Source organism: Commensalibacter nepenthis (assembly GCF_029953305.1).
Taxonomy (GTDB): domain Bacteria; phylum Pseudomonadota; class Alphaproteobacteria; order Acetobacterales; family Acetobacteraceae; genus Commensalibacter; species Commensalibacter nepenthis.
The window spans coordinates 931121-957500 of the sequence record NZ_JASBAN010000001.1; the positions used below are offsets into that span (position 1 = coordinate 931121).

The 26380-nt window shown below is 39.4% G+C and carries 23 protein-coding genes, 1 tRNA gene and 2 rRNA genes (1 of these 26 only partly in view); 12 read left to right on the forward strand and 14 right to left on the reverse strand.

Annotation, left to right across the window (positions count from 1 at the left end; genetic code table 11):
• The first annotated feature begins 10 nt into the window (after positions 1 to 10).
• The 6 genes from ftsA to ligA all read left to right on the forward strand — a co-directional run bounded on the left by ftsA (position 11) and on the right by ligA (position 9117).
• Positions 11 to 1393: a cell division protein FtsA gene (gene ftsA / locus QJV33_RS04265; protein WP_281462150.1), complete on the forward strand. Its 1383-nt coding sequence runs from the start codon at positions 11 to 13 to the stop codon at positions 1391 to 1393.
• A gap of 79 nt (positions 1394 to 1472) precedes the next feature.
• Positions 1473 to 3008 (forward strand): cell division protein FtsZ, encoded by a 1536-nt coding sequence (ftsZ, locus tag QJV33_RS04270; protein WP_281462151.1) that lies wholly within the window; start codon positions 1473 to 1475, stop codon positions 3006 to 3008.
• Between the two features lie 169 nt (positions 3009 to 3177).
• The gene (gene lpxC, locus QJV33_RS04275) at positions 3178 to 4203 is read left to right on the forward strand and encodes a UDP-3-O-acyl-N-acetylglucosamine deacetylase (RefSeq protein WP_281462152.1); all 1026 of its coding nucleotides are present in this window, start codon (positions 3178 to 3180) and stop codon (positions 4201 to 4203) included.
• 162 nt (positions 4204 to 4365) lie between these two features.
• Complete coding sequence (locus QJV33_RS04280) at positions 4366 to 5247, forward strand: outer membrane protein assembly factor BamD (RefSeq protein ID WP_281462153.1); 882 nt, start codon at positions 4366 to 4368, stop codon at positions 5245 to 5247.
• A gap of 37 nt (positions 5248 to 5284) precedes the next feature.
• On the forward strand, positions 5285 to 7006 hold the full coding sequence (gene recN / locus QJV33_RS04285; protein ID WP_281462154.1) for a DNA repair protein RecN: 1722 nt from the start codon (positions 5285 to 5287) through the stop codon (positions 7004 to 7006).
• Positions 7006 to 9117: an NAD-dependent DNA ligase LigA gene (ligA, locus tag QJV33_RS04290; RefSeq protein WP_281462155.1), complete on the forward strand. Its 2112-nt coding sequence runs from the start codon at positions 7006 to 7008 to the stop codon at positions 9115 to 9117. The genes recN and ligA overlap by 1 nt, the downstream gene beginning before the upstream one ends.
• A gap of 320 nt (positions 9118 to 9437) precedes the next feature.
• Here the strand turns inward: ligA and QJV33_RS04295 are convergent, their stop codons facing one another.
• Both QJV33_RS04295 and QJV33_RS04300 read right to left on the reverse strand, forming a co-directional pair.
• Entirely contained in the window at positions 9438 to 10001 is a 564-nt protein-coding gene (locus QJV33_RS04295; protein ID WP_281462156.1) for a tetratricopeptide repeat protein, read from the reverse strand.
• 34 nt (positions 10002 to 10035) lie between these two features.
• Complete coding sequence (locus tag QJV33_RS04300) at positions 10036 to 11151, reverse strand: glycosyltransferase (RefSeq protein WP_281462157.1); 1116 nt, start codon at positions 11149 to 11151, stop codon at positions 10036 to 10038.
• A gap of 929 nt (positions 11152 to 12080) precedes the next feature.
• Between QJV33_RS04300 and QJV33_RS04305 the strand changes: the two genes are divergently transcribed.
• The 4 genes from QJV33_RS04305 to QJV33_RS04320 are packed head-to-tail and all read left to right on the forward strand — an operon-like array spanning position 12081 to position 15980.
• Positions 12081 to 13514, forward strand: coding sequence for a gamma-aminobutyraldehyde dehydrogenase (locus QJV33_RS04305; RefSeq protein ID WP_281462158.1), 1434 nt, complete (start codon positions 12081 to 12083; stop codon positions 13512 to 13514).
• A 10-nt stretch (positions 13515 to 13524) separates the two neighbouring features.
• The gene (locus QJV33_RS04310; RefSeq protein ID WP_281462159.1) at positions 13525 to 14298 is read left to right on the forward strand and encodes a nuclear transport factor 2 family protein; all 774 of its coding nucleotides are present in this window, start codon (positions 13525 to 13527) and stop codon (positions 14296 to 14298) included.
• 56 nt (positions 14299 to 14354) lie between these two features.
• Positions 14355 to 15635 carry a 4-aminobutyrate--2-oxoglutarate transaminase gene (gabT, locus tag QJV33_RS04315; RefSeq protein WP_281462160.1) on the forward strand — a complete coding sequence of 427 codons (1281 nt, stop codon included), beginning with the start codon at positions 14355 to 14357 and terminating at the stop codon, positions 15633 to 15635.
• Between the two features lie 33 nt (positions 15636 to 15668).
• Positions 15669 to 15980 carry a hypothetical protein gene (locus QJV33_RS04320; RefSeq protein ID WP_281462161.1) on the forward strand — a complete coding sequence of 104 codons (312 nt, stop codon included), beginning with the start codon at positions 15669 to 15671 and terminating at the stop codon, positions 15978 to 15980.
• A gap of 41 nt (positions 15981 to 16021) precedes the next feature.
• Here QJV33_RS04320 and QJV33_RS04325 read toward each other — a convergent pair whose 3' ends face one another.
• The 3 genes from QJV33_RS04325 to QJV33_RS04335 all read right to left on the reverse strand — a co-directional run bounded on the left by QJV33_RS04325 (position 16022) and on the right by QJV33_RS04335 (position 18263).
• Positions 16022 to 16897, reverse strand: coding sequence for a hypothetical protein (locus tag QJV33_RS04325; RefSeq protein WP_281462162.1), 876 nt, complete (start codon positions 16895 to 16897; stop codon positions 16022 to 16024).
• Positions 16898 to 16923: 26 nt separating this feature from the next.
• On the reverse strand, positions 16924 to 17367 hold the full coding sequence (locus QJV33_RS04330; protein WP_281462163.1) for a phosphatase PAP2 family protein: 444 nt from the start codon (positions 17365 to 17367) through the stop codon (positions 16924 to 16926).
• Positions 17368 to 17564: 197 nt separating this feature from the next.
• Positions 17565 to 18263 (reverse strand): dTMP kinase, encoded by a 699-nt coding sequence (locus QJV33_RS04335; RefSeq protein ID WP_281462164.1) that lies wholly within the window; start codon positions 18261 to 18263, stop codon positions 17565 to 17567.
• A gap of 255 nt (positions 18264 to 18518) precedes the next feature.
• Between QJV33_RS04335 and QJV33_RS04340 the strand changes: the two genes are divergently transcribed.
• Positions 18519 to 19208 carry a nucleoside/nucleotide kinase family protein gene (locus QJV33_RS04340; protein ID WP_281462165.1) on the forward strand — a complete coding sequence of 230 codons (690 nt, stop codon included), beginning with the start codon at positions 18519 to 18521 and terminating at the stop codon, positions 19206 to 19208.
• Between the two features lie 2 nt (positions 19209 to 19210).
• On the opposite strand, the gene QJV33_RS04345 is transcribed toward QJV33_RS04340, so the two are convergent.
• A complete protein-coding gene (locus QJV33_RS04345) occupies positions 19211 to 19666 on the reverse strand; it encodes a hypothetical protein (RefSeq protein ID WP_281462166.1) in 456 nt (151 codons plus the stop codon).
• Between the two features lie 80 nt (positions 19667 to 19746).
• On the reverse strand, positions 19747 to 21195 hold the full coding sequence (locus tag QJV33_RS04350; RefSeq protein WP_281462167.1) for a carbohydrate porin: 1449 nt from the start codon (positions 21193 to 21195) through the stop codon (positions 19747 to 19749).
• Between the two features lie 242 nt (positions 21196 to 21437).
• Here QJV33_RS04350 and QJV33_RS04355 point away from each other — a divergent pair, with 242 nt between their 5' ends.
• Positions 21438 to 21983 carry a D-glycero-alpha-D-manno-heptose-1,7-bisphosphate 7-phosphatase gene (locus QJV33_RS04355; protein ID WP_281462168.1) on the forward strand — a complete coding sequence of 182 codons (546 nt, stop codon included), beginning with the start codon at positions 21438 to 21440 and terminating at the stop codon, positions 21981 to 21983.
• Here QJV33_RS04355 and QJV33_RS04360 read toward each other — a convergent pair.
• From QJV33_RS04360 to QJV33_RS04390, 7 genes are all read right to left on the reverse strand, one after another.
• Complete coding sequence (locus QJV33_RS04360) at positions 21980 to 22288, reverse strand: LysR substrate-binding domain-containing protein (RefSeq protein ID WP_281462169.1); 309 nt, start codon at positions 22286 to 22288, stop codon at positions 21980 to 21982. The two genes, QJV33_RS04355 and QJV33_RS04360, sit on opposite strands and share 4 nt — an antisense overlap.
• A complete protein-coding gene (locus QJV33_RS04365) occupies positions 22260 to 22463 on the reverse strand; it encodes a hypothetical protein (protein WP_281462170.1) in 204 nt (67 codons plus the stop codon). The genes QJV33_RS04360 and QJV33_RS04365 overlap by 29 nt, the downstream gene beginning before the upstream one ends.
• A complete protein-coding gene (locus QJV33_RS04370) occupies positions 22430 to 22606 on the reverse strand; it encodes a helix-turn-helix domain-containing protein (protein WP_281462171.1) in 177 nt (58 codons plus the stop codon). Before QJV33_RS04370 ends, QJV33_RS04365 begins: the two co-directional genes overlap by 34 nt.
• A gap of 103 nt (positions 22607 to 22709) precedes the next feature.
• A complete protein-coding gene (locus QJV33_RS04375; RefSeq protein ID WP_281462172.1) occupies positions 22710 to 23507 on the reverse strand; it encodes an integrase core domain-containing protein in 798 nt (265 codons plus the stop codon).
• Positions 23508 to 23579: 72 nt separating this feature from the next.
• Positions 23580 to 23656: transfer RNA gene (locus tag QJV33_RS04380), tRNA-Met, on the reverse strand.
• Between the two features lie 281 nt (positions 23657 to 23937).
• A 5S ribosomal RNA gene (rrf, locus tag QJV33_RS04385) occupies positions 23938 to 24053 on the reverse strand.
• 107 nt (positions 24054 to 24160) lie between these two features.
• Positions 24161 to 26380 (reverse strand): 23S ribosomal RNA (locus tag QJV33_RS04390) (it continues 516 nt past the right edge of the window).

Below are 26380 nucleotides of genomic sequence, written 5' to 3' on the forward strand. Positions count from 1 at the left end.
GGTAAAGGTCATGAGCAAGCTAACTTCTTCCAAGAAAAAAGCTCAAAAAAACAATTATAACGACAATCATGACAAAAATGCTTTGACTTTGGCACAGTCAAGACAGCTGGTGAAAAGCCGTGTGTTCCCCCCAGATGACCTTCCTTATAAAAAAGATTGGTTGCCTGGTATTTTTGGTGTTCTCGATATTGGCAGCAACAAGATCACCTGCCTGATCGGACAAGGAAAACCAAACGGACAATTACAAGTTTTGGGGTATGGTTGGCGTCGATCTCATGGTGTAAAACAAGGTGGCATTGTGAACCTACAAGCTGCAGAGCGTGCCATTCGATCCGCTGTCGGTCAAGCAGAAGAAGCAGCGGAGCGTCGTTTAAGTAAAATCTATGTTAATTTGTCAGGTGGAAAACCTCAAAGTCAACTATTTAATGTTGACTGGCCTATTGGTGGCAAAGAAATCAATAATCACGATATATATCGACTCGTTAATGAAGGGGTGTTAAGAGCACAAATTGATGGTAGAGAAATTATCCACGCTTTGCCCCTTGCCTTTAATGTCGATGAAACTTCTGGTGTTGAAGACCCTCGCGGTCATCAATGTGAATTATTAAGCACACGTTTACACATCATTGATACCTCGGCAACTGCGCTGCGTAATCTTGCGACGGTATTAATGCGTGCAGAACTCGAGATTGAAGCCATTATTTCCACCCCTCTCGCTGCTGGGCTAGCTGTGATGGCACCTGATGAGAGAGAATTAGGAGCAACAATCGTAGATATGGGCGGGGGCACCACATCTATTGGTGTTTTTGGTGAAGGTCAACTGCTTTACACTTCTCAAATCCCTATTGGCGGATCGCATATCACCAGAGATATTGCAGGTATTTTATCGACCTCTATTGATACTGCTGAATGGTTAAAAACAATGTGGGGCAGTGCAGAATACTCTTATGATGATGAATATCAACAACTTCCCATCCAAATGATTGGTGATGATGACTATGAAGTAGTTACAAAAATACCACTATCACGAGTTATTTCTATTATTCGCCCTCGAATTGAAGAAACATTAGAACTGATCCGTGATCGCCTAGATAACGCAAATGTCGGTAATGCTACCAATGGTAGAGTTATCTTAACAGGCGGTGGTTCTTTGCTAGATGGACTTGGACCTCTGGCTGCACGGATTTTAAATCGTCAAATTCGCCTTGGAAAACCAAATAATATCATAGGCTTACCAGATGATACCGCCAACTCCGCGGCATTTTCAACCGCTGCTGGATTATTGGCATGGGCAGCAGGGGATGGTCGAACATTAGCAGATTTGGATTTTGCAGAAAAAAAATCTGAGGGATTTTTAAAAAAGCTTATTGAGTTTATCCGAATACATATATAAATATTTCTTTGGATTCTAACGCTTTTCTAATGTATCCTACTTTACAAAATATAAAGCTATACTTGGTTCGAGGATATCCATGACACTCAATTTGACAATTCCACAACCTGCCTATGCTGATTTTACACCTCGTATCACGGTTTTTGGTGTTGGTGGTGGCGGTACTAACGCTGTTGATAATATGATTTTGTTGCAACTCAAAGGCGTTGAATTTGTTGTTGCGAACACTGATGCGCAACAATTAATGAAAAGCTGCTCTGATAATCGTATTCAACTTGGTCCACACTTAACCCAAGGGCTAGGTGCCGGAGCAAAGCCTGATATTGGTCGTGCAGCAGCCGAAGAAGCCGCAGAAGAAATTGCGCGTCATATGGAAAATGTTCACATGGTATTCATTACTGCGGGTATGGGTGGTGGAACCGGCACTGGTGCTGCACCTGTTATTGCACGCATGGCACGTGAACGTGGGATTTTGACCGTTGGTGTCGTAACCAAACCCTTTACTTTCGAAGGCGCGAGAAGAGCACGTTTGGCAGAAACGGGTATAGCTGAACTTCAGCAATTTGTTGATACATTAATTGTCATTCCGAATCAAAACCTATTCCGCACAGCAACTGAAAACACCACATGGCAAGATGCCTTTAAGATGGCTGACGAAGTCTTATATATGGGTGTCAAGGGCGTTACCGACTTAATGATGTCCCCTGGTCTTGTTAATCTTGACTTTGCTGACATTCGTACTGTCATGGCTGAAATGGGCAAAGCGATGATGGGTACAGGCGAAATAGAGGGTGAAAACAGAGCGATTCGTGCTGCTGAATCTGCAATTTCTAATCCATTGCTAGAAGATACTTCTATGGCTGGGGCTCGTGGGTTGTTGATTAATATTACAGGTGGTTCTGACCTTACTCTGTTTGAAGTAGACCAAGCTGCAAATCGTATCCGTGAAGAAGTTGCTGAAGATGCCAATATTATTTTTGGTTCTGCAATTGATGAAAGCCTGACAGGTAAAATCAGAGTTTCTGTTGTTGCAACAGGTATCGAAAGCCCTGTGCAATACGAAAAACAATCTCCTGTTGCGCCACCAATTGAACCTGAAAAAAAGGTTGTTGTTCCGGAAGCAGCATCTTTGAACATCAATAAAGCACCCAACCCTAATGTAGGTCAAGTTGCAGAAACAGTTGAGACGCAAAAGGTTCCTGAACCCATAAAATACCAAGAGCCGCCTGCCATGACGAAACCGATAGCCCCACAAAAAATAGAAACGTCTATCGAAACCAGCAGTGCAGTGCAGAACAGTGACGAACCTCGTGCGCCTTCTCCGGACGCTATTCCAGAGCGTGCAGCAAAAACATCACCTCGTTCAGGTTTGTTCTCTGATTCTCATCATCGCCAAGATGACACCCCCCCTCCACCCTCAAGAAGCTTGTTTGGTATTGTAACTGGGGCACTACGCGGAAATAAAACATATCCTAATACATCTAATGAACCAGGAAAAAGCGAACCATCTATTGCCAGCAATCCAGAAGATCAAAGCAAGTCAAACAGTGCTACACAAGCCAAAATAGACGAAGAAGGTCTTGATATTCCAGCATTTTTAAGGCGCAAATCTTAATTGCTACTTTGCCAAAAAGGACCCCTAAATTATGTTTAGGGGTCTTTTTTTATGCCTCATCATCTATTTCTCGTAACACTATGCAATAATCTTTGACTAGCATTCATTTCATTTCCTCTCTAAGTATTAGTTTAAGTATAGTTGCATCAAATTTAGATTGGAAAAGACTATGGATCAAATAAAAACAAACCCTTTGCTAAAGTCCACAGACACACCTCTTCATTCTATTTACTCCACCTTTCCATCAATCCAGTCTTCTATTGTTCCTGCACATACAATCTCTACACCGATTTCTTGCTCTGGTGTGGGATTACATTCCGGTAAATATATTAATCTTAGATTATTACCTGCACCCGCTGGAACAGGCATTATTTTCCGCAGAACAGACCTTAATAACCATCCTATTCACGCACACTATAGCAATGTCATTGATACGACCCTAAGCACTGTGATTGCTTGCCCAAATAACCCTTCGATAAAAATCGCGACCATCGAGCATCTGATGGCGGCTTTATCTGGTAATCAAGTTGACAATGTTATTGTTGAATGTGATGGTTCTGAACTCCCTGTTTTGGATGGTTCTTCCTCTCATTTTAATGAATTAATAGAGCAAGCTGGTCGTCAAACTTTATTGGCTGTCATACCCAATATTAAAATTCTAAAAACAGTGCGTGTTGAAAAGAAAGATGCTTTTGCTGAATTAAACCCATCATTAAATCATGGTCTGTCTTTGAATTTATCCATTGATTTTCCTGCTGCTGCCATTGGCAAACAAATCTTTAAAATGCAACTGACCCCTGAAAACTTCAAAGCTAAGTTAGCGCATTGCCGTACTTTTGTTTTGAAAAGTGAAATTGATACCCTGCACAAAATGGGACTAGCCAAAGGTGGAAGTCTTGATAATGCAATTGTTGTTGAAAATGACACGATATTAAATCCCAACGGTTTACGTTGCGAGAACGAATTTGTAAAACATAAAATGCTTGATGCTATTGGTGATTTGTCGTTAGCAAATGTTCGGATACATGGTGAATTTATTGGTCATAAATCCGGTCACAATTTAAATAATCTTTTGTTACGTAAATTAATGTCTAATAAAGATTCTTGGTGTTATTTACCCACCTCTGCCCGCTCCGTAACATCAGAGCCAACACGAATCTTTGCGTATCAAAATCATCAAATACAAGAGGCTTAAAAACCTCACTTGAAATTAAAATGAAAATTTATCAAATAAAGTTCTTCAACTTCTCTAATGACATGATATAAAAATATTTCGTTTATCAAGTATTGTGCCATTTTTATTAAAGCAGAAAGTTGTCAAACTGTGGTTACAGTGAATCCAAAAACACACTCAACTATGTTGAAACATATATCACGCGGTTTTTTTTCTGTCCTGCTTGTGACTAGCTTGGTCGCATGCGGCAGTGGTAGTGGTAGCAAAGGTGAGAAAAAAACACTAGAAACGAGCTCTTCCGAAGCGAATGTAAAGCAAGGAACAGCAGAGCAACTCTATAATAATGGTATAGATGCAATCAAAACAAAACATTACAAACTTGCAACAAAGCAGTTTGAATTGTTACAAGAAAATTTCCCGTATTCTGGGTATGCTCCTAATGCACAATTAATGCAAGGGTATGCTTTTTACCTGCAAAATAAATATCCAGAAGCAGTTAAACAATTAGAAACCTTTTTACAACTACATCCCAATAGCCCTGACGCGCCCTATGCATTCTACTTGCGTGCATTATGCTATTACGAACGGATTTCAGACGTAACACGCGATCAACAAAGTACGTTAGAAGCCCTCAGCGCTTTGAATGACGTTGTTAATCGTTTTCCTGGCACTTCCTATGCACGTGACGCTCAGTTAAAAATTGACCTTTGTCGCGATCATTTGGCTGGTAAAGAAATGTTGGTCGGTCGTTTTTATGAACAGCAAAAGAATTATGAAGCTGCGATTACACGTTTTCAACGTGTCATTTTGGACTATCAAACCACCAATCATGTTGCCGAAGCATTACATCGTTCTGTTGAAATTTATTTAAAACTTGGTCTAACAGATCAAGCACGTAAAACAGCCTCTATATTAGGATATAACTATCCCAATAGCACATGGTATCGTTATACCTATAATGATCTAAAAAAGTATAAATTAACTTCTAATCAAACTGAACACCCAACGGCAAAAAATCCTGGTTTCTTCAGACGCACGTGGAATTCTTTCACATCTCTTTTTTAGTCAACGGCTATGTTTATAACTGCATCGTTTTCCCCTTATGTTAACTCAACTCTCTATACGTAATGTTGTTTTAATTGAAAAACTCGATTTATTTTTTGATCGAGGATTAACTGTTTTCACTGGGGAAACAGGTGCAGGAAAATCAATTTTACTCGACAGTCTGGGTCTGGCATTGGGCGAGAGAGCCAGTGCTTCTTTAGTAAGGGTCGGAGCCAATCAAGCCACCGTGACAGCGTGCTTTGAAGTTCCCTCGTCACATCCGATTTACAAACAATTATCCGATCAAGGATTTGAACAATCTGATTTGGCGGATACTGCGTTGGTTATTCGCCGTATTATCGCATCTGATGGACGTTCACGTGCTTATATTAATGACCAACCTGTTGGACTTAGTTTTTTAAAAGAAATCGCACAAAATCTTGTCGAGATGCAAGGACAACATGAACAAGTTGGCTTGATGGACCCAAGAGGACATTTGTCAATCCTAGATAATTTTGGTGTTTCTAAACCTCTCTTACAAAAAACACAAATGCTTTATGCGAAATGGATAGAGGCAACGGCTAAACTTTCTGCACTCAGAGCAACTATTGAAGCCACTGCTCAAGAAGAAGAGTGGTTAAGAGAATCTGTCAAAGAACTCCAACAACTTGCACCCCAAGGAAATGAAGAATTAGATCTGATTGAAAAACGAAAGAATTTACAGCAAGACGAACGACGACAAGAGGCTTTAACCTCTGCGTTAACGATCCTTTCCCCTCAAGATCGCCGTGCGTTCCAACCTGCTCAAGCGTTACTCAATGCCAGTAAATCTCTACAAAAATTACTCCCTTCCAGTTTTGATGAACAAACTGCGTTAGGTTCAACCGATCAGGCTGTTCAAGAAGCATTAGAGGCTATAATTCGTGCAGAAGAAGCGTTGGGAGAAGCCGAGAATATATTAAATCATATCATTAATGATATTCAACTTGATCCACAATTACTGGATGAAATTGAAGAACGTCTATTTACTCTACGTGCTGCGGGACGTAAATACGGTGTCAATATTGATGAACTTTCCAATTTATTACAAGAATTTGAAATGCGTTTATTGAATCTTGACCTTGGGAATTATCAAATCCAAGAACTAGAACAAGAAGTTGCTACTTGTCGTGCAGCCTATGAGGATATTGCTGAAAAATTATCAGCTGATCGACAAAAAATTGCAAAAAAACTCGAAACAACCATTACACAAGAATTGACCCCATTAAAACTTGATCGTGCGCAATTTTTTGTATCGATTACGCCATTGTCAAGTGAGGCTTGGAATCAAACAGGCAAAGATCAAGTGCAATTCTTAATTGCTGCTAACCCTGGTGTTCCAGCTGCCCCACTAAATAAAGCAGCATCAGGTGGTGAATTATCCCGTTTATTATTGGCATTAAAAGTCGTTTTAAGCCAACAATCTACTTTATCTGCGTTAGTTTTCGATGAAATCGATTCTGGTGTTGGCGGATCAACGGCCTCTGCCATTGGGGATCGTTTACATCGTGTCGCACAAAATTTACAAGTTTTTGTAGTCACACATAGCCCACAGGTTGCAGCCAGTGGTGATGTGCAATTAAAAATTAGCAAAACCATTGAAAAGGGCATTACGTTAACCCATACCAAACAATTAAGTACTGAAGAACGGCGCGAAGAAATTGCCCGCATGTTGGCGGGAAATCACGTTACTGACGCAGCTCGAGCCGCGGCTGATAGTTTATTACACAGATCAAATTAATGAATTCTTTTCAAACACCATTTATTACCATTACTCCGCAAGATCTTACGCTTCCTCAAGCAAAAGAAGAGCTCTCTGCATTAGCTGAATATCTGCATCAATGTGACGATGCGTATTATAATCAAGATAACCCTGTCGCTGATGATGCAACTTACGATCAACTTCGTCGCAGACATAAAGAAATCGAAGCGTATTTTCCAGAGCTGATCGAACAAAATAGCCCCAGCCAAACCGTTGGCAGCCAACTTACAAGCGGGCTAAAGAAAATCAAACATCGTGTCGCAATGCTTTCTTTGGACAACGTGTTTGATAGTGAAGAATTTCAGGATTTTATTAATCGCATTCAACGATATTTAGACCTAAAAAAAAATGATTTAAGCCAGTTAACCTTTGTTGCAGAACCTAAGATTGATGGGCTTTCGATTAATTTAACCTATGAAAAAGGGATTTTAACCCAAGCAAGCACACGCGGAGATGGAACCGTTGGAGAAGATGTCACCGCAAATATCAAAACCATTGCTTCTTTGCCACAAAAACTGTCAGGAAATATTCCATATCTGATGGAGATTCGTGGCGAGGTCTATATTTCAAAAGAAAATTTCCTCAAGCTCAACCAAGAGCAAGAACAAGCAAATAAACGTCTATTTGCTAATCCAAGGAATGCAGCCGCTGGCTCTTTACGTCAACTTGATCCAGAAATTACACGCACACGTCCTTTATCTCTTTTTGTATATGCTCAAGGCTATTCCAACGCCCCTATTGCAAACACACATGATCTTTTCCTAAAGCAACTAGAAACATGGGGATTTGAGGTTAATCCTTTATATCAAATTGTAAAAAATGCTGATGAGGCAGAGGCGTTTCAACAAGAATTAATGACAAAACGTTCTGAACTGCCATATGATATTGATGGTATTGTTTACAAAGTCAACAACATCAACTTCCAGGAACGTCTTGGCTTTATCGGACGCTCCCCTCGTTGGGCAACAGCATGGAAGTTCCCAGCGGAACAAGCCATTACACGCTTAAAGAAAATTGATATTCAAGTTGGCAGGACTGGCGCATTAACGCCTGTCGCTTTGCTGGAACCCATTAATGTTGGTGGGGTGATTGTTACGCGTGCCACTTTACATAATGAAGATGAAATTATCCGCAAAGATGTTCGTGAAAATGACCTTGTCATTTTACAACGTGCAGGCGACGTGATCCCTCAAATTGTTTCTGTTGATCCATCAACTTTAGAAGCCCCACGCTCTGAACCCTATCAATTTCCAACCCATTGTCCCGTTTGTGGTGCGAATGCTGAAAAACCTGCTAATGAAGTCGTGCGTCGTTGCACAGGTGGATTAACCTGTAATGCGCAAATCGAAGAGCGCCTTATTCATTTTTGTTCCAAGGATGCGTTTGATATTGAAGGCATGGGGAGCAAAACTGTTTCTGAATTCTTCCATAAAGGAATTATCCATCAGCCTGCTGATATTTTCCATCTACAAGATCATCAAGATACAATCCTACATTCCGAAGGATGGGCAGAGCTTTCAGTTAAAAACCTTTTAAGTTCTATTGAAAATAAAAGAACAATTTCATTAGATCGCTTTATCTATGCCTTGGGTATTCGTCGTATAGGTATTGCAACGGCTAAAATTTTAGCCAAACATTATACTTCTTTTTCCAATTGGCAAGACCAAATGTTGGCAGCTCAAACCATTGGATCTGATGAGCGTTTGACCTTAGGCTCTATCGAAGGCATTGGTCCAGCCATTGCCGATGAATTGGTTGCTTTTTTTACTGAAGACCATAACCAAAAAACGTTAAGTGATTTGGCTGAAGTATTAACTATCCAAGATGTTGAAACAACACAAGAAGGCGTTTTAGTTGGTAAAATATTGGTTTTTACAGGCACTTTATCCACCATGACCCGATCCGAAGCCAAAGATATCGCCGAACGACTAGGCGCAAAAGTCACAAGCTCGGTTTCTGCTAAAACAGATTATGTTGTTGAAGGTGTTGATGGTGGTAGCAAAGCAAAGAAAGCCAAAGAACTGGGCATCAAGTGCCTAGATGAAAAAGAATGGCGGGAACTTATTGGCTATTCAATATCTGATGCATAATATTAAAAAAGCCTATTACAAAATAGGAATGACCTTATTGAAGGAACTTTTTACTATATATTATTGAGAATAGAATATTTAACATTGCTTTATTAGAGAATTTAATTCCTGATGCCGCATATTATTTTAACATCAATCAAACAGACTTAGAAATTAAAACATTATTAGTTTGGATTATTAAAAAATTAATCAATGTTTTATTTCCTACCATGATAAAAACGATCTCTTCATCATCAAAAATCATACAGAACAAATAAAAACCTTATAGAAAACTATACTACAACTAACAATGAACGAATTAGTAGCAATATAAAAAATATTTAAGGAGAGATATTTAATGGCACTGCATTTAATATTTTATAATTTTTACAAGCAGCTCGAAACCCTTGTGAACATGCTTGTTTCTCATATTCTTTTGCCTTAATTTTATCTTGGTGAACACCTTGACCTCGTTCATAGAATAATCCAAGCATTGCTTGTGCTGGCGCATACTGTTGATCGGCTGCTTTTATGTAATATTCTGCAGCTTTTGTATAATCTTTAGGAAAATATTGCCCAAATTGATACATAGTTCCAATACGGTATTGAGCAGGCGCATAACCCATATTGGCTGCCTGACCATATAATTCTGCAGCCCTGCGCTCGTTTTGGGGAATATTATTATTTGCTAAATAATATTGATCTCCTAAATAAAAAATAATCTGAGGAATTATCGTTTTTTCTACTTGTGAAAACCAGCTTTCCGCAGCAAAACTTTTTTGCGGCACACAAAAACAAATAATAGAATATAATAAAATACATTTTAATTTCTTCATATTTTCATAAACTCCATTATCAAACACATGTAATGAAAGTATATTATTTACACTTTTATATTCAATCAAAGATTATAACATCTATACGATTTAAACATCTCATTTAATCACCATTATCCCTATTAAATGATGGTAAAATCTCGGTTTCAATCCGATTTAGAATCACTTTTCCTGCATCTTGAAAGGCTTTTTTACTATAACGAGATTGAATATAAGCACGTGCATTTGTAGCATATTCATTCGTTTTAACAGGGTTATAAAAATATTCAACAATAGCTTCCCCCAATGCCTCGGGTGAGTTTTCTTCTAATAATGTGCCAATTGGATTATTTTTAACACAAAAACGCATTTCGCCAACAGGAGTAGAAATCACAGGAAGACCCGCTGCCAACGCTTCGTGTAATGCGATACACATCCCCTCAAATGTCGATATTTGCGTATATAAATGTAATGTTTTTAAATAATCCATCACATTCGTATAAAATCCAACCAACTCTACATTGGTTAATTGCAACTCTTGAATGAGATTAAGTAATCTTTGTTTTTCTCCCCCTGCCCCAGCGATCGAGAAACGAATACGTTTACCAATTTCAGGGTAAGTTTTATTAATATAATCAATAGAGTGAACCATCACGTCAAAATTCTTAACAGGATGTAACCGCCCCATGCTGCCAATACGAAAAATACCATTGCCATCCCATACGGGCATTTCAGGTAAATTTTCTGGCACTTTAAACAAAGGCCATGTCATAATACGATCCGCAGTTACACCCATATTCGTCCTTAAGAAATCAGCAACCCCATCAGAGTCTGCAACCCATAACTGACTATATTTTTGCAAAAAACGAACCGCAGACGCTTTATGGGCCATTATATTGGCGCTATGCTTCCAACTGACCACTGGAATATTGCATAATTTTCCAACAATTTGACCGTCCATTGCCCCACGCGCTAACGAAGTCCAGATTACGTCTGGAGGGAATTTTTTTACTATTTTCAATAAATTATAGGTTGATTTTAATCGATGATCGCCATTCAATGACATTAATTGATAAGGAATATTACGATCTTCGAGTAACGCTGCTGTTTCCATATCACGAGGTAAACACGCCAACACTTTGAACTCATGACCTTGACTTATAAAAAAATCGGCTAGATCAGGCAGAACAAATTCAGCGCCACCGCCCTCCAAACTACTGATTACGTAATAAATTTTCACAAAAAGTATTAACCTTTAATCGACAGTGATCGTATGACTTGTCATATAAACAAAATATAGCAATTTACAAGCCACTAATCTTTCAATCTCTGATTATTGAATAACTTCAACCCCTGTTCGAACATACTAAAATATGAATAACATCGAACCAATCTAACTTACAGATACATGGTAGCCTAATAACTTAAAAAGTTGTTATGCGATATCTTTAAATGAACAATTCCTAGTAACGGAACACCATAAGATCAAGTTGGGGGCACATTCATTGATCCAACCCGACAATATTTTATTTTTCTATTTCTAATGTAGTTGCCCTCACAAAAAGTCTGCAATAAATCGCTCATACTTAATTTCCTGCGTAAAAATCTCAAAATTATTAAGGTAAATTGACCATAAGTTTATATCTATATTTTATCGCCCCACTTTTACTTGGTTATCCACATGCCTTTGTAATATGTAAACATAATAAGTGGCAGTAGATTATATTTAATTATTAAAAACGTCATTATCATCAATGAACTGAGCTAAAATCAGAAAATGCCTCTATTTTCAAGATGAAATATTAATCTTATCATTAGAAAGACTTTAGCAGCGATCTGTATTGAATATGTCATTTCGTGAATATGAGATAGTCATATACTAACGTATGAATATTATGTGTTTCATTCATTATATAGAATCGTAAAATAACATCATGAAAAAAGATTTTATATAAATTTTGTTTCTCATAAATCAAAAAATTAATGAGTTATTAATAATTTAGAAATTTTACTTGGTCGTCAAACATTGCGTTCACCTCCTTACTTTCACGTGAAATATTTGTATTCCATCAATATTCTCTGTTAATCATAAATTGTTTATTTTGAACATCCCTATACCAATGGTAAGCTAATTTTAGTTTAAATAACTATAATTAAAGGAATTCCTAAATGAGCGTAACAAAGTTAAAGCATTTTATTAATGGGAAATTTGTTGAGGCTAAATCCTCCGAATATTTTGATTTAATCAGCCCAGTAACAGGCAAAGTCGTTGCGCAATCCCCAAATGCTACTCAAGAAGAAGTGGACGCAGCATACGCAGCTGCCAAAGAAGCATTTAAAATCTGGGGCAGAACCACGCCTTCTGAACGTCAAAAAGCTTTGTTAAAACTTGCTGATGCTATTGAAGCCAATAGTGATGCTTTGGTCGAAGCACAAAGCCGTAACACAGGACAAATCAAAGCATTAATTGCCTCTGAAGAAGTTGCTGTTTCTGCCGATCAAGTTCGTTTCTTTGCGGGTGCTGCACGTTGTTTAGAAGGTAAATCAACAGGCGAATATATGCATGGTTTGACCTCCAGCATTCGTCGTGAACCTTTGGGCGTTGTTGGACAAGTTGCGCCTTGGAACTATCCTTTGATGATGGCTATTTGGAAATGTATTCCTGCATTGGCTGCGGGGAATACTGTGGTTTTAAAGCCAAGTGACACCACACCAGAAAGCACTTTGTTACTTGCTGAAATTGCTGCTCCATTCTTCCCAGAAGGTGCGATTAACGTCCTTCTTGGTAAAGCAGAAGTTGGATCACAAATCGTTTCTCATAAAACCGCAGCCCTTGTTTCTATTACGGGTTCTGTGCGTGCTGGTTTGGCTGTTGCTGAATCTGCTGCTAAAAACCTTACCCGCGCTCATTTAGAATTAGGTGGTAAAGCACCAGTCGTTGTATTTGCTGATGCTGATCTTGAAAAAGCAGCTGCTCATATCGCAATGACAGGGTTCTTTAACGCAGGTCAAGATTGTACAGCTGCAACCCGTGTATTGGTTGAAGAATCTGTTCATGATAAATTCCTTGAACTTCTTGCAAAAGAAGCAAAAGCAACTAAATTTGGTTCCCCTGATGACAGTGACGCGCTTTATGGCGCATTAAATAATGCAAACCAATTGAAACATGTCCAAGGCTTTATTGATCGTTTGCCTCCTCATGCAAAAATTCAAGCAGGTGGTAAGGCAGGCAATCGTGAAGGCTTCTATTTCGAAGCAACCGTTATTAGTCATTTAAAACAAGATGACGAAGTTATTCAAAAAGAAATCTTTGGTCCAGTTATTACCGTTCAAAGCTTTAAAGACGAAGCAGACGCTGTATTCAAAGCCAATGACGTTGAATTTGGATTAGCATCTAGTGTTTGGACAAAAAATCATGCACGTGCAACACGCCTTTCACGTGATTTAGATTTCGGAACTGTATGGATTAATACTCATATTCCATTGGTTGGTGAAATGCCTCATGGTGGTTTCAAACATTCAGGTTATGGTAAAGATTTATCTTCATATGGTTTAGAAGAATATACACGTGTTAAACACGTTATGGCCTCTAACGAAGACTAGGATTTTTTGAATGTCGAAAGAACAAAATAAAGCATTAGTGTTAAAAGCACATAACATGCTATTTTCTGATAAAGATATCAAAGCACTCGAGCTTTATTTCTCACCAGATTTTATTGAACATTCCCCACTGGTTGCCGATGGCATTCCTGGCTTAAAGGAATTGGTCGCCAGTTGTCCTGATATGAATTACAAAGTCAGCCGTGTATTGGGTGATGATAGTGGTCTTGTTGCTCTGCATGGTCGCTTTGTTGGTCTTGATGAAAATCCATTGGTTGGATTTGATATTTATCGTGTAGAAAATGGCAAGATCGTTGAACATTGGGATGGTTTGGTTGCTGAAGCAGAAAAAAATATCAGTGGGCGCACTCAACTTGATGGTCCAACCGCAGTTGATTCAAACGCAGATAGCGAGGCAAACCGCCAATTGGTAAAGAAATTCTTTACTGAAACCTTAATTGGTGGCGATTATAGCGGTTTTGAGCGTTATAGTGATGGTACAACTTTCTATCAACACAGTCCAGATATTGGGGATGGTGTTCAACCGGTTATTAATTTCCTTGAACAGCTGAAGGCAGATGGAACCGCATTACATTATGACAAAATTCATCGCACGGTTGCGGATGGTCAATTTGTTTTGACGCATTCAGAGGGATCTATTGCGGGTGCGCGTCATGCTTATTTTGAGCTATGGCGTGTTGAAAATGGTAAAATCATTGAATTATGGGACTCTATTCCAGCCGTTCCAAGCGATGAAGATGCCGTTCATAATTATGGTATTTTTTAACAAGCAGCTTGCCCTTTTGATGGGTAAGCGTGAATATTAGCTTATTGAGAAGAAAAATGAAGAATTCTGACTTAATGAAACGTAAAGAAAAAGCAATGCCAAAAGGTTTTGCTATTGGTTTTCCTTTTTTTGCAGACCGTGCCAAAAATGCTGAAATTTGGGATGTCGAAGGCAACCGTTATATCGATTTTATTGGGGGGATTGGCGTATTAAATACAGGTCATACCCATCCAAAAATTACCGCTGCAGTCAAAGCACAAATTGACAAATTTTCTCATACAGCAACTCAAGTTGTAGGATATGAAAATATCATTACTTTGGCTGAAAAAGTTTGTGAAAAAGCACCAATTTCAGGCGATAAAAAAGCTGTATTCTTCTCAACGGGTGCTGAAGCCGTTGAAAATGCAGTGAAAATTGCCAGAGCAGCAACAAAACGCTTTGGTGTGATTGCTTTTGATGCTGGGTATCATGGTCGTACCATTTATACATTGGCAATGACGGGTAAAGTTGCTCCTTATAAACAAGATTTCGGTGTAATGCCTGGTGGTATTTTCCGCATTCCTTTCCCTGTTAAAAGCTTTGGTGTTACAGAAGAAGCAGCATTAATTGCTTTGGAAAAACTCTTCAAAACAGATATTGCACCAACCGATGTTGCTGCTATCATTTTTGAACCTATTCAAGGTGAAGGTGGTTTCCATTTTATGCCGCCAAGCTTTGCGAAAAAACTTCGTGAAATTGCGGATAAACACGGTATTAAAATCATTTGTGACGAAGTTCAATCTGGGTATGGTCGTTCTGGCACATTCTTTGCCACCGAACAACTTGGTATTGAACCAGACCTGATGACAACAGCAAAAAGCCTTGCTGGTGGGTATCCTTTATCTGGCGTTATCGGTAAAGCAGATATTATGGATAGCGTTTCCCCAGGAGGATTGGGTGGAACCTATGCAGGTAGCCCAGTAGCTGTTGCTGCTGCGTTGGCTGTTCTTGACGTATTTGAAGAAGAAAATCTTTTACAACGTAGCAATGATATTGGTACAAAAATTACCGCTTTCTTAAATGGTTTAAAAGCCAAAGGTGGTGTATTTACCCGTATTGGTGAAGTTCGTCATCGTGGTGCTATGCTTGCATTTGATATTTTGAATGCTGAGGGCAAACCTGATGCGGATACAACAAAAAATCTTGCTGGTCATGCCAGAGATAATGGCTTGATGTTGGCTACTTGTGGTCTTTTTGCGAATTCTATTCGTGTATTAGTGCCATTAACTGTTGAAGAAAATATCTTAGATGAAGCCTTGGGAATTCTTGAAAAATCCTTAGCTGCAGTTTTAAAATAATTTTTACAACATTCTAAAAATGATGAGAAGGCATTGTCGTTACAATGCCTTTTCTTTTATGACAATAAAACTGTAAGAATTGATCCTAGTACTATTCTGTATGATAATGAAGTTCGACAAAAAAAATTGATGCTTCAATTGCCTGTTATTGGGACGTTACCTACAAGAAATATCAGTTACGATCAAAGTCACACAGGATTGACTGTCAATATCACAAATATTGCAGAAAATTATAAAATCACAGCATATCTTATCAAAGAAGGTGGTCGCCTTGATCGTATGACACCAGAAAACGTAACGGCATCTGTGAATAGCTCTCTGATCAATAATGTTTTGACTTTTTGATGATCTGTCAAATAATTGTAATAATTATGATATTGTATGGATCATCCATGTTGAAAATGGTTAATAAAGACAGCTAATCTTGTCGATATCGCTTCTGGGAGCGTGAAGCGATCAAAAAAGTAATTTTGAGTTTTATTTAATTTTTTCTCAATCAAAATGTCATGATAATCCCCCATTAAGCCGTTAATGGTTGCGAGATATTGAAATACTTGATGGTGATAGGCAGATGGATATAAGACATCAAATGTACCATATAACGCGGAAAACATACTCATTTGTTTTCTTAAGGTATGAAATTCATGTGCCGATAGAGTTGAGCTGTTTTGAACTTGCTCTTGAATAAAGGCGACACGTTTATAAAGAGCAGACGTGAAATCATTTAGGTCACATGGGAAATAACGATAGGCTTCACGTTTTAAAAGAGACAAGCCTTGTTCATTCCATAAACTATTTAACAAGAGGGCATTAGGAAGAACAATACTACTTTTATGGTTTTTAAACCCATCTTGTATAAGTCCCAGCAACCCTGTGATATTACCTAGTAAAAAGGGGCGCTTATGTCGTGCGTCAAAACCCCGATAGGCATAGCATAAATGTTTAAATTTAGCCCGAACCATTTTATAGATGACTTTATTTTCTTCGGTGATTTTACTTGATATGCACAAACTGCGAATAATCTTTGGGAATTGCTGGTCTACAATCCCTTCTAGCCATAGCTGACGGCTAATTATAAAGCTTTCTATAAATTGTTTTTGTGTATATCGAAATGTGATCTCATGAGGTAATGTGACATCAAGATTGATCTCGTCATCAACACAAATCATATCGTAAAGTTGATTGCATTGTTGTTCAGAAAAGTGGAACCGTTCAAAATCTACAACTTGTTTGGCTGTGATTGGTGTTTTTGTTTTTGACATGATGAAAAGTCTTTGTTGTGCTTGATCTATATGAATAAATATTTATTGGCGTAATTTTGTAAAAGAAGAGATATTTTAGCTTGATAAGCCATTGAAATCCACATGAAACCACATCCCCATCCTGCCAGAACATCGCTGAACCAATGTGCGCCAAGGGCTAATCTGGACCATCCAATTAGAAAAGTGCCAATTATAGCAATCCATAGAAATGCTTTTTTATAAGAAAATATAAAATAACATACCAGTAAGAATGTAAGCGAATTTACTGAATGCCCACTAGGGAAGCTATAGCTGAGGGCATGGGTCAAAGGTTCATTAAACACAGGACGTTCCCTGCCAACAAGTAATTTTAAAATTGCAAAAACTATTCGGCACGTCCCCATGGTTGCAACAACCCATATCGCTTCATAAAAGCGTTTTTTAACCCATAACCAGATTCCTAGTACTAAGGTCATAGAGGTGATAATCACAAAGGAACCAAGTTTTGAAATTACTTTAACAAGGGATACAAAGGGATCTGAGGGGGATAATATCAGTATATTGCTGAGGCTTATGTCTAATGATGTAAATAGGGCAATACAAATAGCTATTCCGAATAAGAATATTCCGTTTAGAAAAACAAATTTATAATGAAAAAACAACTATTTGCCCCCACAATCAAGAAAAATCAGATAATTTCTTTTATCATATTCCAGACAATTTGGTAGACTTCTTCATAAGGAAGGGTTGCATCAACATCCACTACGTGGGCTCCTCGAAAGGAAAGTTTAGGGGTGACTCCAACTTTTGCTTTCAATAAGTCATAATCATGGTCTTGTTTCCGTGCAAACGCTGTGTCAACATCAATATTTAGACGAAATATGATATCTGGTTTAACTGATGCCATTCGATCGTAAAGTTCATATTCCCACTGGACCAGCTTGGATATAAACCAATTTGTTGTGTGTGCTGCGGACAATCCAGGACCGTCATAAAAACCATAAATCGTTGTTTGAGGATAGCGATCCGTAACAACCATTACACCTTTCTTGCGAGCATGGATCATTCTTTTGAAATTATAATATCGAACGCAAGAAAACAGAAAAATAACCAAAGCTGTTAAAACGCCAGGGATTTTATTGCCTTCTTTACGTGCAGTCGTCGCTTTTTTTTCAATAATACGGTCTAAAATAGGACCAATATATTTGAGTTCTCTGATTCTGCGACCAATATTCCCAGATCCTTGTCCCAGATAGCAACGTTGAGTAGGACGTATTTTCGATAGAGCGTTTGTTATTTCCATACTCAATGTAGATTTCCCGGAACCATCACAGCCAATAAAGGCGATTAAAGGGGGAAGATGTTTAGAAGGATTTTGATTTAACATATATAATTTTCAACAATTAAAGAATTCACAGGACACCATATGATATGGATTTTTTATTCAAAATAGAATATCAATACATATTCTCCAAATTGTTATGATAATTTATGTCAGGTTTTAGTAAGAATTACATTATGGATAACACAGCTATTAAATATCTGAGTTATAATCGTTCTTGTCGATAAATCAAATCAAATTTTACCGTAATTTATTGTAATATACAAATGTTGAATCACAGATCTAGAGAAATAAAAATTAATGAAACGAAATGTAAACCTGCCAGTGATTGCAATTATTGGGGCTGATGGTTCCGGGAAATCCACGGTTTGTTCAGAATTAGTATCATGGCTAGAGGGACAGTATCCTGTTTGCTTGTGTCATTTAGGACGTCAAACGGGTAATATTGGACGTATGATTGCTAAGCTACCATTTTTTGGCAAGAAATTGGATCATAAAATTGCTGGCAAAGCGAACAAAGCACGTTCTGACAAAGGACCCAAGGCGGGTGTCGCGTGCATTATGTTTTTATTGTCTTTAAAGCGAGTCTATCGTTTTTATAAAATGTTACAATTAAAGAAACGAGGATTTTTGATTATCACAGACCGCTATCCTCAAATATCTGTTATTGGTGGGTTGGACGGACCTGATTTAAGCATTGATCACCCTGAGAATATCATTTCTCGCTGGTTAACTCGGTGGGAACGTCATTTATATCGTTGGATGACGAATCATAAACCTGATTTGGTGATTCGGTTAAATGTTGATCTCGATACAGCAATGAAGCGTAAACCCGATCATCGTTTATCTTCGATGGTTAAAAAGATTGATTCCATTAAAAAAATTACATTTAATGGCGCACCGATTATAGATTTATATAGCCATAAACAACCCCTTGAAGAAGTGATTCAAGAGGCAAAGAAAGCTATTCAAAATATTCTTGTAAAATAGGCTTAATAATTAGGCTCATAAACAGGCATTGAACGGCGGAAGACACCGCGTGTTTTATTTTGTGTGGGGTCTGCTGTTTGGGAGACAGGCATATTGATACCCATATCATATTTGCCTGTACGTCGTTTGCTGTTGACCCATCCATCAGTGCCATTTATTTTTTGTGAGCGTTTTGTATAATGATTAGGAAGCAAAGCTGCCGGACCATTTTTTTCGTTCGTTGTTTTTTGTGCTATATTGGTTTGTTGTTGACGTGCTTTTTCTGCGGCTTGTTGTGCAAAAGCTGAAATATCATCAACACTCTGTTTAGGGTTCAGGTGCGTGTCTTTGGGGGACGTAACAGGGGGTGGAGGTCCGTTTTTGTGATGGTGACGCGCAAACACAGGCTGATTACTATTCATAGTAATGCCAGCTATTCCCAAGAGAAACACATATAAATAGCTTTTTGTTTTGAACATAGCTATCGATACCTCGCTTTGTCTTTTGTATTCTGATTTAATGATAAGATCATCAAAATATGGCAATAAAATAGAGTGTTTTAGAAAATAATATTGGTTCTAAACCCAAGCACAGTCGCATCTTTATATGTGCTTCTTGTGGCAGCGACGTTATGAAAATATTCAAAAACAGGCATAATCATTACGCCGCGATAGACAGCAATGCTATAATTTGCCTCGAATAACATACTGTTGGTCTGAATTCCTGGTGCACCGTTGATTAACCCACCAAAGATACCATTCGTTTGTGTGACCAATCCATTATTGATCTGATATTCTTGTGCTCTGCTGAGCCCCCTTGGAACGGTATAATAGGTCATCATCAGCCCAATTTGGTCATAAGGTCTGGCATGCCAGAAACCGCGATCCAAGAAGCCTATATTATATAAATCTTTGTAATTTGCTGTTAATGGGGAATCGTGCCCCCAATTCGCAATAACATATAAACCATGATCTTTGACTTGATCGTTACGATAGATCATTTGCCCAAGCATGACCCAATATTGGCTGGTATGATCTCGTTTACCTGATCCTGTTGCTTTGCTAGACCATGTTTCAAACTTACTGGTATCCAAGCCTGCGCCTATGCGAATATAGCCATTTAGGTGATTCTTGCCAAAATTAGAATTATATCCAAACTCTACTGGAACATACGCCCCAGTTGCGGCTTTAACCCCCCATTTGAGCCCTGTTGGACCACCTTTTCCTGTTCCCCAAGGAGAGCTTTCATAAGCGCCTACTTTGAAATAGGTTGATTTTGAGATGTTATATTTAATTTGTGCGCCCCATACTGTTCCAGGCCAAGGGCTGAACCCTTGTTGTGATTGGATGCTTCTGGGTTGTCCGCAAGTAGCGATTAACATAAATTGACAGGCAAAAGGGCTGAGCGCAAAATTATTTCCAACACTATCGCGCCCAAAACGGATTTCAACTTTGTCATCCCATAGTTTTTGTAAACCATAGAAATAATTCATATGCAATACACGGTCATAACCGCCACCATAGATCTCTTGTGCTTGTATTTGGGAATCACCGACATAATCTTTACTAGCGTTGCGTCCAGCCAGATTTAAAACCATGGCATGGGTAGAGAAGCCTTTCCACCCAATGATTTTTTCCCAGTCCATATCAATGGAAAAAGCAATTTGGTGGGCATAATCTACGCCTTTTTTCTTTCCGCCATTGATAACTCCTGCAGTTTCAGTTAACCAGCTGAGTCCCAATTGTATCCCATATTGATCCAAATATTTATTCACGCCTCCCAATAATAATTCTTGAGAAGGATTAATATCAGGATCTGCTTCTGGATTATTTAAAGCAGAAGGTTGATTGGCTGTGTCATCTCTTTTGTGAATAAGTTGATCTAATTGTTTATTTTCCTTTCGGTGCAGTTCAGGTTTTGCGAATGCAGAGATGCCACAAAATGCTGTAACAAAAGAGGTGCTTATATAAAATATTATGCGAGAATGTTGTATAATTTTGTTAGCCATCCAATTAATCTTATACCTTTCTGAACAAATAGATTGAGCAAAGAAGACAATTTTATCATCATGATAAAAACAAACACTCTATCATAATTTCTTAAAAAGTAAAAAAGACCACTTTTAAAGTAATGTGTCAATAAAGTAAATTATAGTTAAAGCAAAGCGTTTTTATACAAAGTTTTTTCTTTTATATTAACCACATGTTACTGTGATTATGGTTGTAATCTTTATTTTATTCTGGAATAAAAATGAATTTACATGTTTTTACATCTATTTTAAAACCTTGTGTTTTCTTGGATCGTGATGGTGTGATTAATGTGGATACAGGATATCCCCATCGTCAAGCGGATTTACAATTGATTGATGGCGCTGGCGATGCGATTGCGCGTATGAATCGGTTGGGGTTTTTAGTGATTGTGGTGACCAATCAATCCGGAGTAGCCAGAGGATATTTTACCGAACAAGATGTGCACCAGTTTCATCAATATATTGCACAAGCATTATCATCATATCATGCACATATCGATGCGTTTTATCAATGCCCTTATCACCCTGACGGGGTGATAGAAGCATATCGTCAAGATCATTCTGATCGCAAACCCAAACCAGGAATGATAGAACGGGCTTGTCAAGAATGGCCGATTGATCGAAATCGTTCATTTCTTATTGGGGATCGTCAAACAGATCTAGAAGCAGCTCAAAATGCCAACATTCAAGGATATTTATTTGATGGTGGCAATCTGGATGAGTTTGTTCAAAAGATTTTACAAGAGCGTCAGTCTTGTTTCGATTAATCCCAAGAGGCTTTTTGCGAAAATTGTTGGACAAGATAATCAATCATGACTCTACTTTTTAAAGGCACATAATCCGAAGGCGGATACATAATATATAGCCCAGCATTTTGAATAGTTGGATGATTTAGATTAAGTGGGATGAGTTGTTTATTGACAAGTTCTTGATTTAATAAGAATTTGGGAAGATAGGCGATGCCTTGACCCATCATAGCGGCATTTCTTAATATCTCGCCATTATTAACAGTGAACGACCCATAAACATTATTCTCTCCATGTTTACCGAACTTCCAATAAGACCTGTTCATCAAGGTGCCCAACTATACAGCAAGCATTGATTTTTAAGTGTCTTTTGGGATTGACGTGTTGAGCAGTAATGGTCTGTTCGATAATATCCATATCAGAAAGAATTTTATCACAGCCTTGGTAAAATAAAGTGCCTGCTTCTGTTAAAGAAATCTTGCGTATGGTTTGATGTAACAAAGTGCAATTAGTCGTTGTTCTAGTGCATTGATATGTTTTGTGACCATCGTTGGCGATAGATGAAACGCCCGTCCTGCTGCGAAAAAGCTGCCTGCATTCACAACTTTGACAAAGATTTGCATACTGGTGATACGATCAAGCATTTGATACCATACTCATAGTGTATAGTTTTTTAATATAAAGAGGTCTTATAAAACATTAAGGAATAGATCATAGTTCATGGCATGTAGGAATTGTTCGCATTGTTTACAGATTTTGTTTAAAATAACCATCTAAGACCTCATAGGGTGTTTTTCCTTGAATGCCTTTATGAGGTTTAACAGTGTTATAATAATGAATAAATCGTTTCAACTTTAACTTTCGATCTTGAGCATTGACGAACAATTCACGCTCATGCCACATTTCCATGAGTGTGCGAATGACGCGCTCTGCTTTGCCATTGGTTTGAGGGCAAGCTGGCTTGGTAAATTTCTGGTTAATCCGATTGGTATAACAAGATTTAACAAACAGATGTTCAAGCGTTCCTTGGTATTCTCTGCCATTGTCAGAGTAAACACATTCGATCGTATAAGGGCATTGAACCAGCACATCGTCTTGTAGGAACTGAGCTGCACTAAACTGAGATTTATCGTTGTAAATCCCTGCATAGAGTTCTCGAGAAAAATCATCAATACCTACAAAAAGATACTCCCGAGTTTGCTGTTTAGTCTCATTTTTCAACAAAGGAAGCCGTTTAGTCTCGACATGCACCATCTCCCCAGGATAAGATTTGTTATATTTTTTGGCTTGCCGTCTGAGCTTGTCCTCAAGTGTTTTTTCAATCTTAGCAAGGCGTTTAATGCCATATTTGATCACTTTATAACGCTCATTCGTGCTGGACATCGGCACAAATAATTGCAACCGAGCACGCCTTAATACAACATAAATCGTAGGTCTGCTGACCATAAAACGCTTAGCCAGATCCGTTACCGTGACTTTCTCTTGATGATGTAATCGCCATATCTCTTCTCGATGATACAGTGTAAGCTTCGTTTTTCTATGCATGTTATTTACAGTAATATTCCATATCACTGTAAATAACGCGATTAATTCTTACAGATTATACATGTATTTGATTGGGAGCGGGGAGAGGATTTGAACCTCTGACCTTCAGGTTATGAGCCTGACGAGCTACCGGGCTGCTCCACCCCGCAGGGGTGTATATGCCTTTGTAGTTGAGGGATGCATGATTTCCCTATTGGCATATGAGAACTGAATTAACATGAATTGAGTTAATCTCAGTTAATTTTAGATCTGAGAGTTATCGTTCTTTATTTTGAAGGATAGTTCAGATCGTTATTTTCTTACTCTGCGAGGTATATTGGACAGAGTATAAATGATAATCCTATTTTATTTATAATAGTAATAGAAAGTTTAAACTGAGTGTTTAGTTTAATGGGGATTATTTTATATTTAGAGGGGGGTATATTAGAAGACCTGGCGGCGACCTACTTTCCCATGCCTTAAGACATAGTATCATGGGCGCTGGGGGTTTTCACGGCCGAGTTCGGGATGGGATCGGGTGGTTCACTCCCCGCCATTGCCACCAGGTCATCTAATATACCCTTGTGTGTTGGTTGGTATTGTGAGTGTATGGTTGGTTAATTGGAATTGGTTATTTTATAAGAGTGACTGATATGAGTGTATGTGTGTTTTATAGTGTAAGTGCAAGGGCGATTAGTATCAGTTAGCTGCACATGTTTCCATGCTTTCACACCTGACCTATTAACGTGGTGGTCTACCACGGCCCGTAATGAGACCTTGTTTTGAGGGGGGTTTCCCGCTTAGATGCTTTCAGCGGTTATCCTTTCCATACTTAGCTACCCGGCGGTGCTGCTGGCGCAACAACCGGTACACCAGAGGTATGTTCACCCCGGTCCTCTCGTACTAGGGGCAAATCCTCTCAAGTCTCGACATCCACGGCAGATAGGGACCGAACTGTCTCACGACGTTCTAAACCCAGCTCACGTACCACTTTAATCGGCGAACAGCCGAACCCTTGGGACCTGCTCCAGCCCCAGGATGTGATGAGCCGACATCGAGGTGCCAAACCTCCCCGTCGATGTGGACTCTTGGGGGAGATCAGCCTGTTATCCCTAGAGTACCTTTTATCCGTTGAGCGATGGCCCTTCCACGTGGAACCACCGGATCACTATGGCCGACTTTCGTCTCTGTTCGAGCTGTCACTCTCACAGTCAGGCGGGCTTATGCCATTGCACTCAACAGCCGATGTCCGACCGGCTTGAGCCCACCATCGCGCGCCTCCGTTACTTTTTGGGAGGCGACCGCCCCAGTCAAACTGCCCACCATGCAGGGTCCCAATCCAGGCTTACTGGATATGGTTAGACATCAAAAAAACTCAGGGTGGTATTTCAAGGATGGCTCCACAAAGACTGGCGCCTCTGCTTCAAAGCCTCCCACCTATCCTACACAGCGTTTTCCTGATGCCACTACAAAGTTGCAGTAAAGGTTCATAGGGTCTTTCCGTCTGACCGCGGATACCCCGCATCTTCACGGGGAATTCAATTTCGCTGAGCCGATGCTGGAGACAGCGGGGAAGTCGTTACGCCATTCGTGCAGGTCGGAACTTACCCGACAAGGAATTTCGCTACCTTAGGACCGTTATAGTTACGGCCGCCGTTTACCGGGGCTTCAATTCAGTGCTTGCACACCTCCTCTTAACCTTCCGGCACCGGGCAGGCGTCAGACCCTATACGTCGTCTTTCGACTTTGCAGAGCCCTGTGTTTTTACTAAACAGTCGCTACCCCCTGCTCTGTGCCACCTGATTATGGTTGCCCACAATCCGGTCTTGCTTATCCCGAAGTTACGCAAGTAATTTGCCTAGTTCCTTCAGCATCGTTCTCTCAAGCGCCTTGGTATTCTCTACCAGTCCACCTGTGTCGGTTTCGGGTACGGTCTATCCGCTAGAGCTATTTCCTGGAATAGTCCAAAAGCCAGATCAATCCAATAAGATCTGACAACATATTCTATTCGTCACTTCTAGCAGGTTCAGGAATATTAACCTGATTTCCATCGACTACGGCTTTCGCCCTCGCCTTAGGGGCCGACTAACCCTGCGTGGATTAACCTGGCGCAGGAACCCTTGGACTTTCGGCGACAGTGTTTCTCGCACTGTTTGTCGCTACTCATGTCAGCATTCGCACTTCTGATATCTCCAAAGAGGGTCACCCCATCTCCTTCACAGACTTACAGAACGCTCCGCTACTGCGCATATAAATATGCACCCACAGCTTCGGCAGATATCTTGAGCCCCGTTACATTTTCGGCGCAGAGTTTCTTAATTAGACCAGTGAGCTATTACGCTTTCTTTAAAGGATGGCTGCTTCTAAGCCAACCTCCTGGTTGTTTTGGAATCTCCACATCCTTTCCCACTTAGATATCATTTAGGGGCCTTAGCTGGTGGTCTGGGCTGTTTCCCTCTCGACAATGGACCTTAGCACCCACTGTCTGTCTGCCATGCTCATACTCTTGGGTATTCGGAGTTTGATTAGGTTTGGTAGGTCTTTGGGACCCCCGAGCCCATTCAGTGCTCTACCCCCCAAGGTAATACATGACGCTCTACCTCAATAGATTTCGCGGAGAACCAGCTATTACCAAGTTTGATTGGCCTTTCACCCCTAGCCACAGCTCATCCCCGTCTTTTTCAACAGACGTGGGTTCGGTCCTCCAGTGCGTGTTACCGCACCTTCAACCTGGCCATGGCTAGATCACTTGGTTTCGGGTCTTCTGCCAGCAACTAATGCCCTATTCAGACTCGCTTTCGCTGCGCCTACACCTATCGGCTTAAGCTTGCTGCAAACAGAAACTCGCTGACCCATTATACAAAAGGTACGCTGTCACCCCATAAGAGGCTCCA

Coding starts and splice junctions, on each gene's coding strand:
- QJV33_RS04335 (WP_281462164.1), bottom strand. CDS start 18,263: ATGTTAAATCAAAATCCTTCTAAACATCTTCCCCCTTTAATCGCCTTT.
- QJV33_RS04360 (WP_281462169.1), bottom strand. CDS start 22,288: ATGAACAGGTCTTATTGGAAGTTCGGTAAACATGGAGAGAATAATGTT.
- QJV33_RS04355 (WP_281462168.1), top strand. CDS start 21,438: ATGAATTTACATGTTTTTACATCTATTTTAAAACCTTGTGTTTTCTTG.
- lpxC (WP_281462152.1), top strand. CDS start 3,178: ATGGATCAAATAAAAACAAACCCTTTGCTAAAGTCCACAGACACACCT.
- QJV33_RS04325 (WP_281462162.1), bottom strand. CDS start 16,897: ATGTCAAAAACAAAAACACCAATCACAGCCAAACAAGTTGTAGATTTT.
- ftsA (WP_281462150.1), top strand. CDS start 11: ATGAGCAAGCTAACTTCTTCCAAGAAAAAAGCTCAAAAAAACAATTAT.
- QJV33_RS04350 (WP_281462167.1), bottom strand. CDS start 21,195: ATGGCTAACAAAATTATACAACATTCTCGCATAATATTTTATATAAGC.
- recN (WP_281462154.1), top strand. CDS start 5,285: ATGTTAACTCAACTCTCTATACGTAATGTTGTTTTAATTGAAAAACTC.
- QJV33_RS04345 (WP_281462166.1), bottom strand. CDS start 19,666: ATGTTCAAAACAAAAAGCTATTTATATGTGTTTCTCTTGGGAATAGCT.
- gabT (WP_281462160.1), top strand. CDS start 14,355: ATGAAGAATTCTGACTTAATGAAACGTAAAGAAAAAGCAATGCCAAAA.
- QJV33_RS04370 (WP_281462171.1), bottom strand. CDS start 22,606: ATGCTTGATCGTATCACCAGTATGCAAATCTTTGTCAAAGTTGTGAAT.
- QJV33_RS04340 (WP_281462165.1), top strand. CDS start 18,519: ATGAAACGAAATGTAAACCTGCCAGTGATTGCAATTATTGGGGCTGAT.
- QJV33_RS04305 (WP_281462158.1), top strand. CDS start 12,081: ATGAGCGTAACAAAGTTAAAGCATTTTATTAATGGGAAATTTGTTGAG.
- QJV33_RS04310 (WP_281462159.1), top strand. CDS start 13,525: ATGTCGAAAGAACAAAATAAAGCATTAGTGTTAAAAGCACATAACATG.
- QJV33_RS04280 (WP_281462153.1), top strand. CDS start 4,366: ATGTTGAAACATATATCACGCGGTTTTTTTTCTGTCCTGCTTGTGACT.
- ftsZ (WP_281462151.1), top strand. CDS start 1,473: ATGACACTCAATTTGACAATTCCACAACCTGCCTATGCTGATTTTACA.
- ligA (WP_281462155.1), top strand. CDS start 7,006: ATGAATTCTTTTCAAACACCATTTATTACCATTACTCCGCAAGATCTT.
- QJV33_RS04375 (WP_281462172.1), bottom strand. CDS start 23,507: ATGCATAGAAAAACGAAGCTTACACTGTATCATCGAGAAGAGATATGG.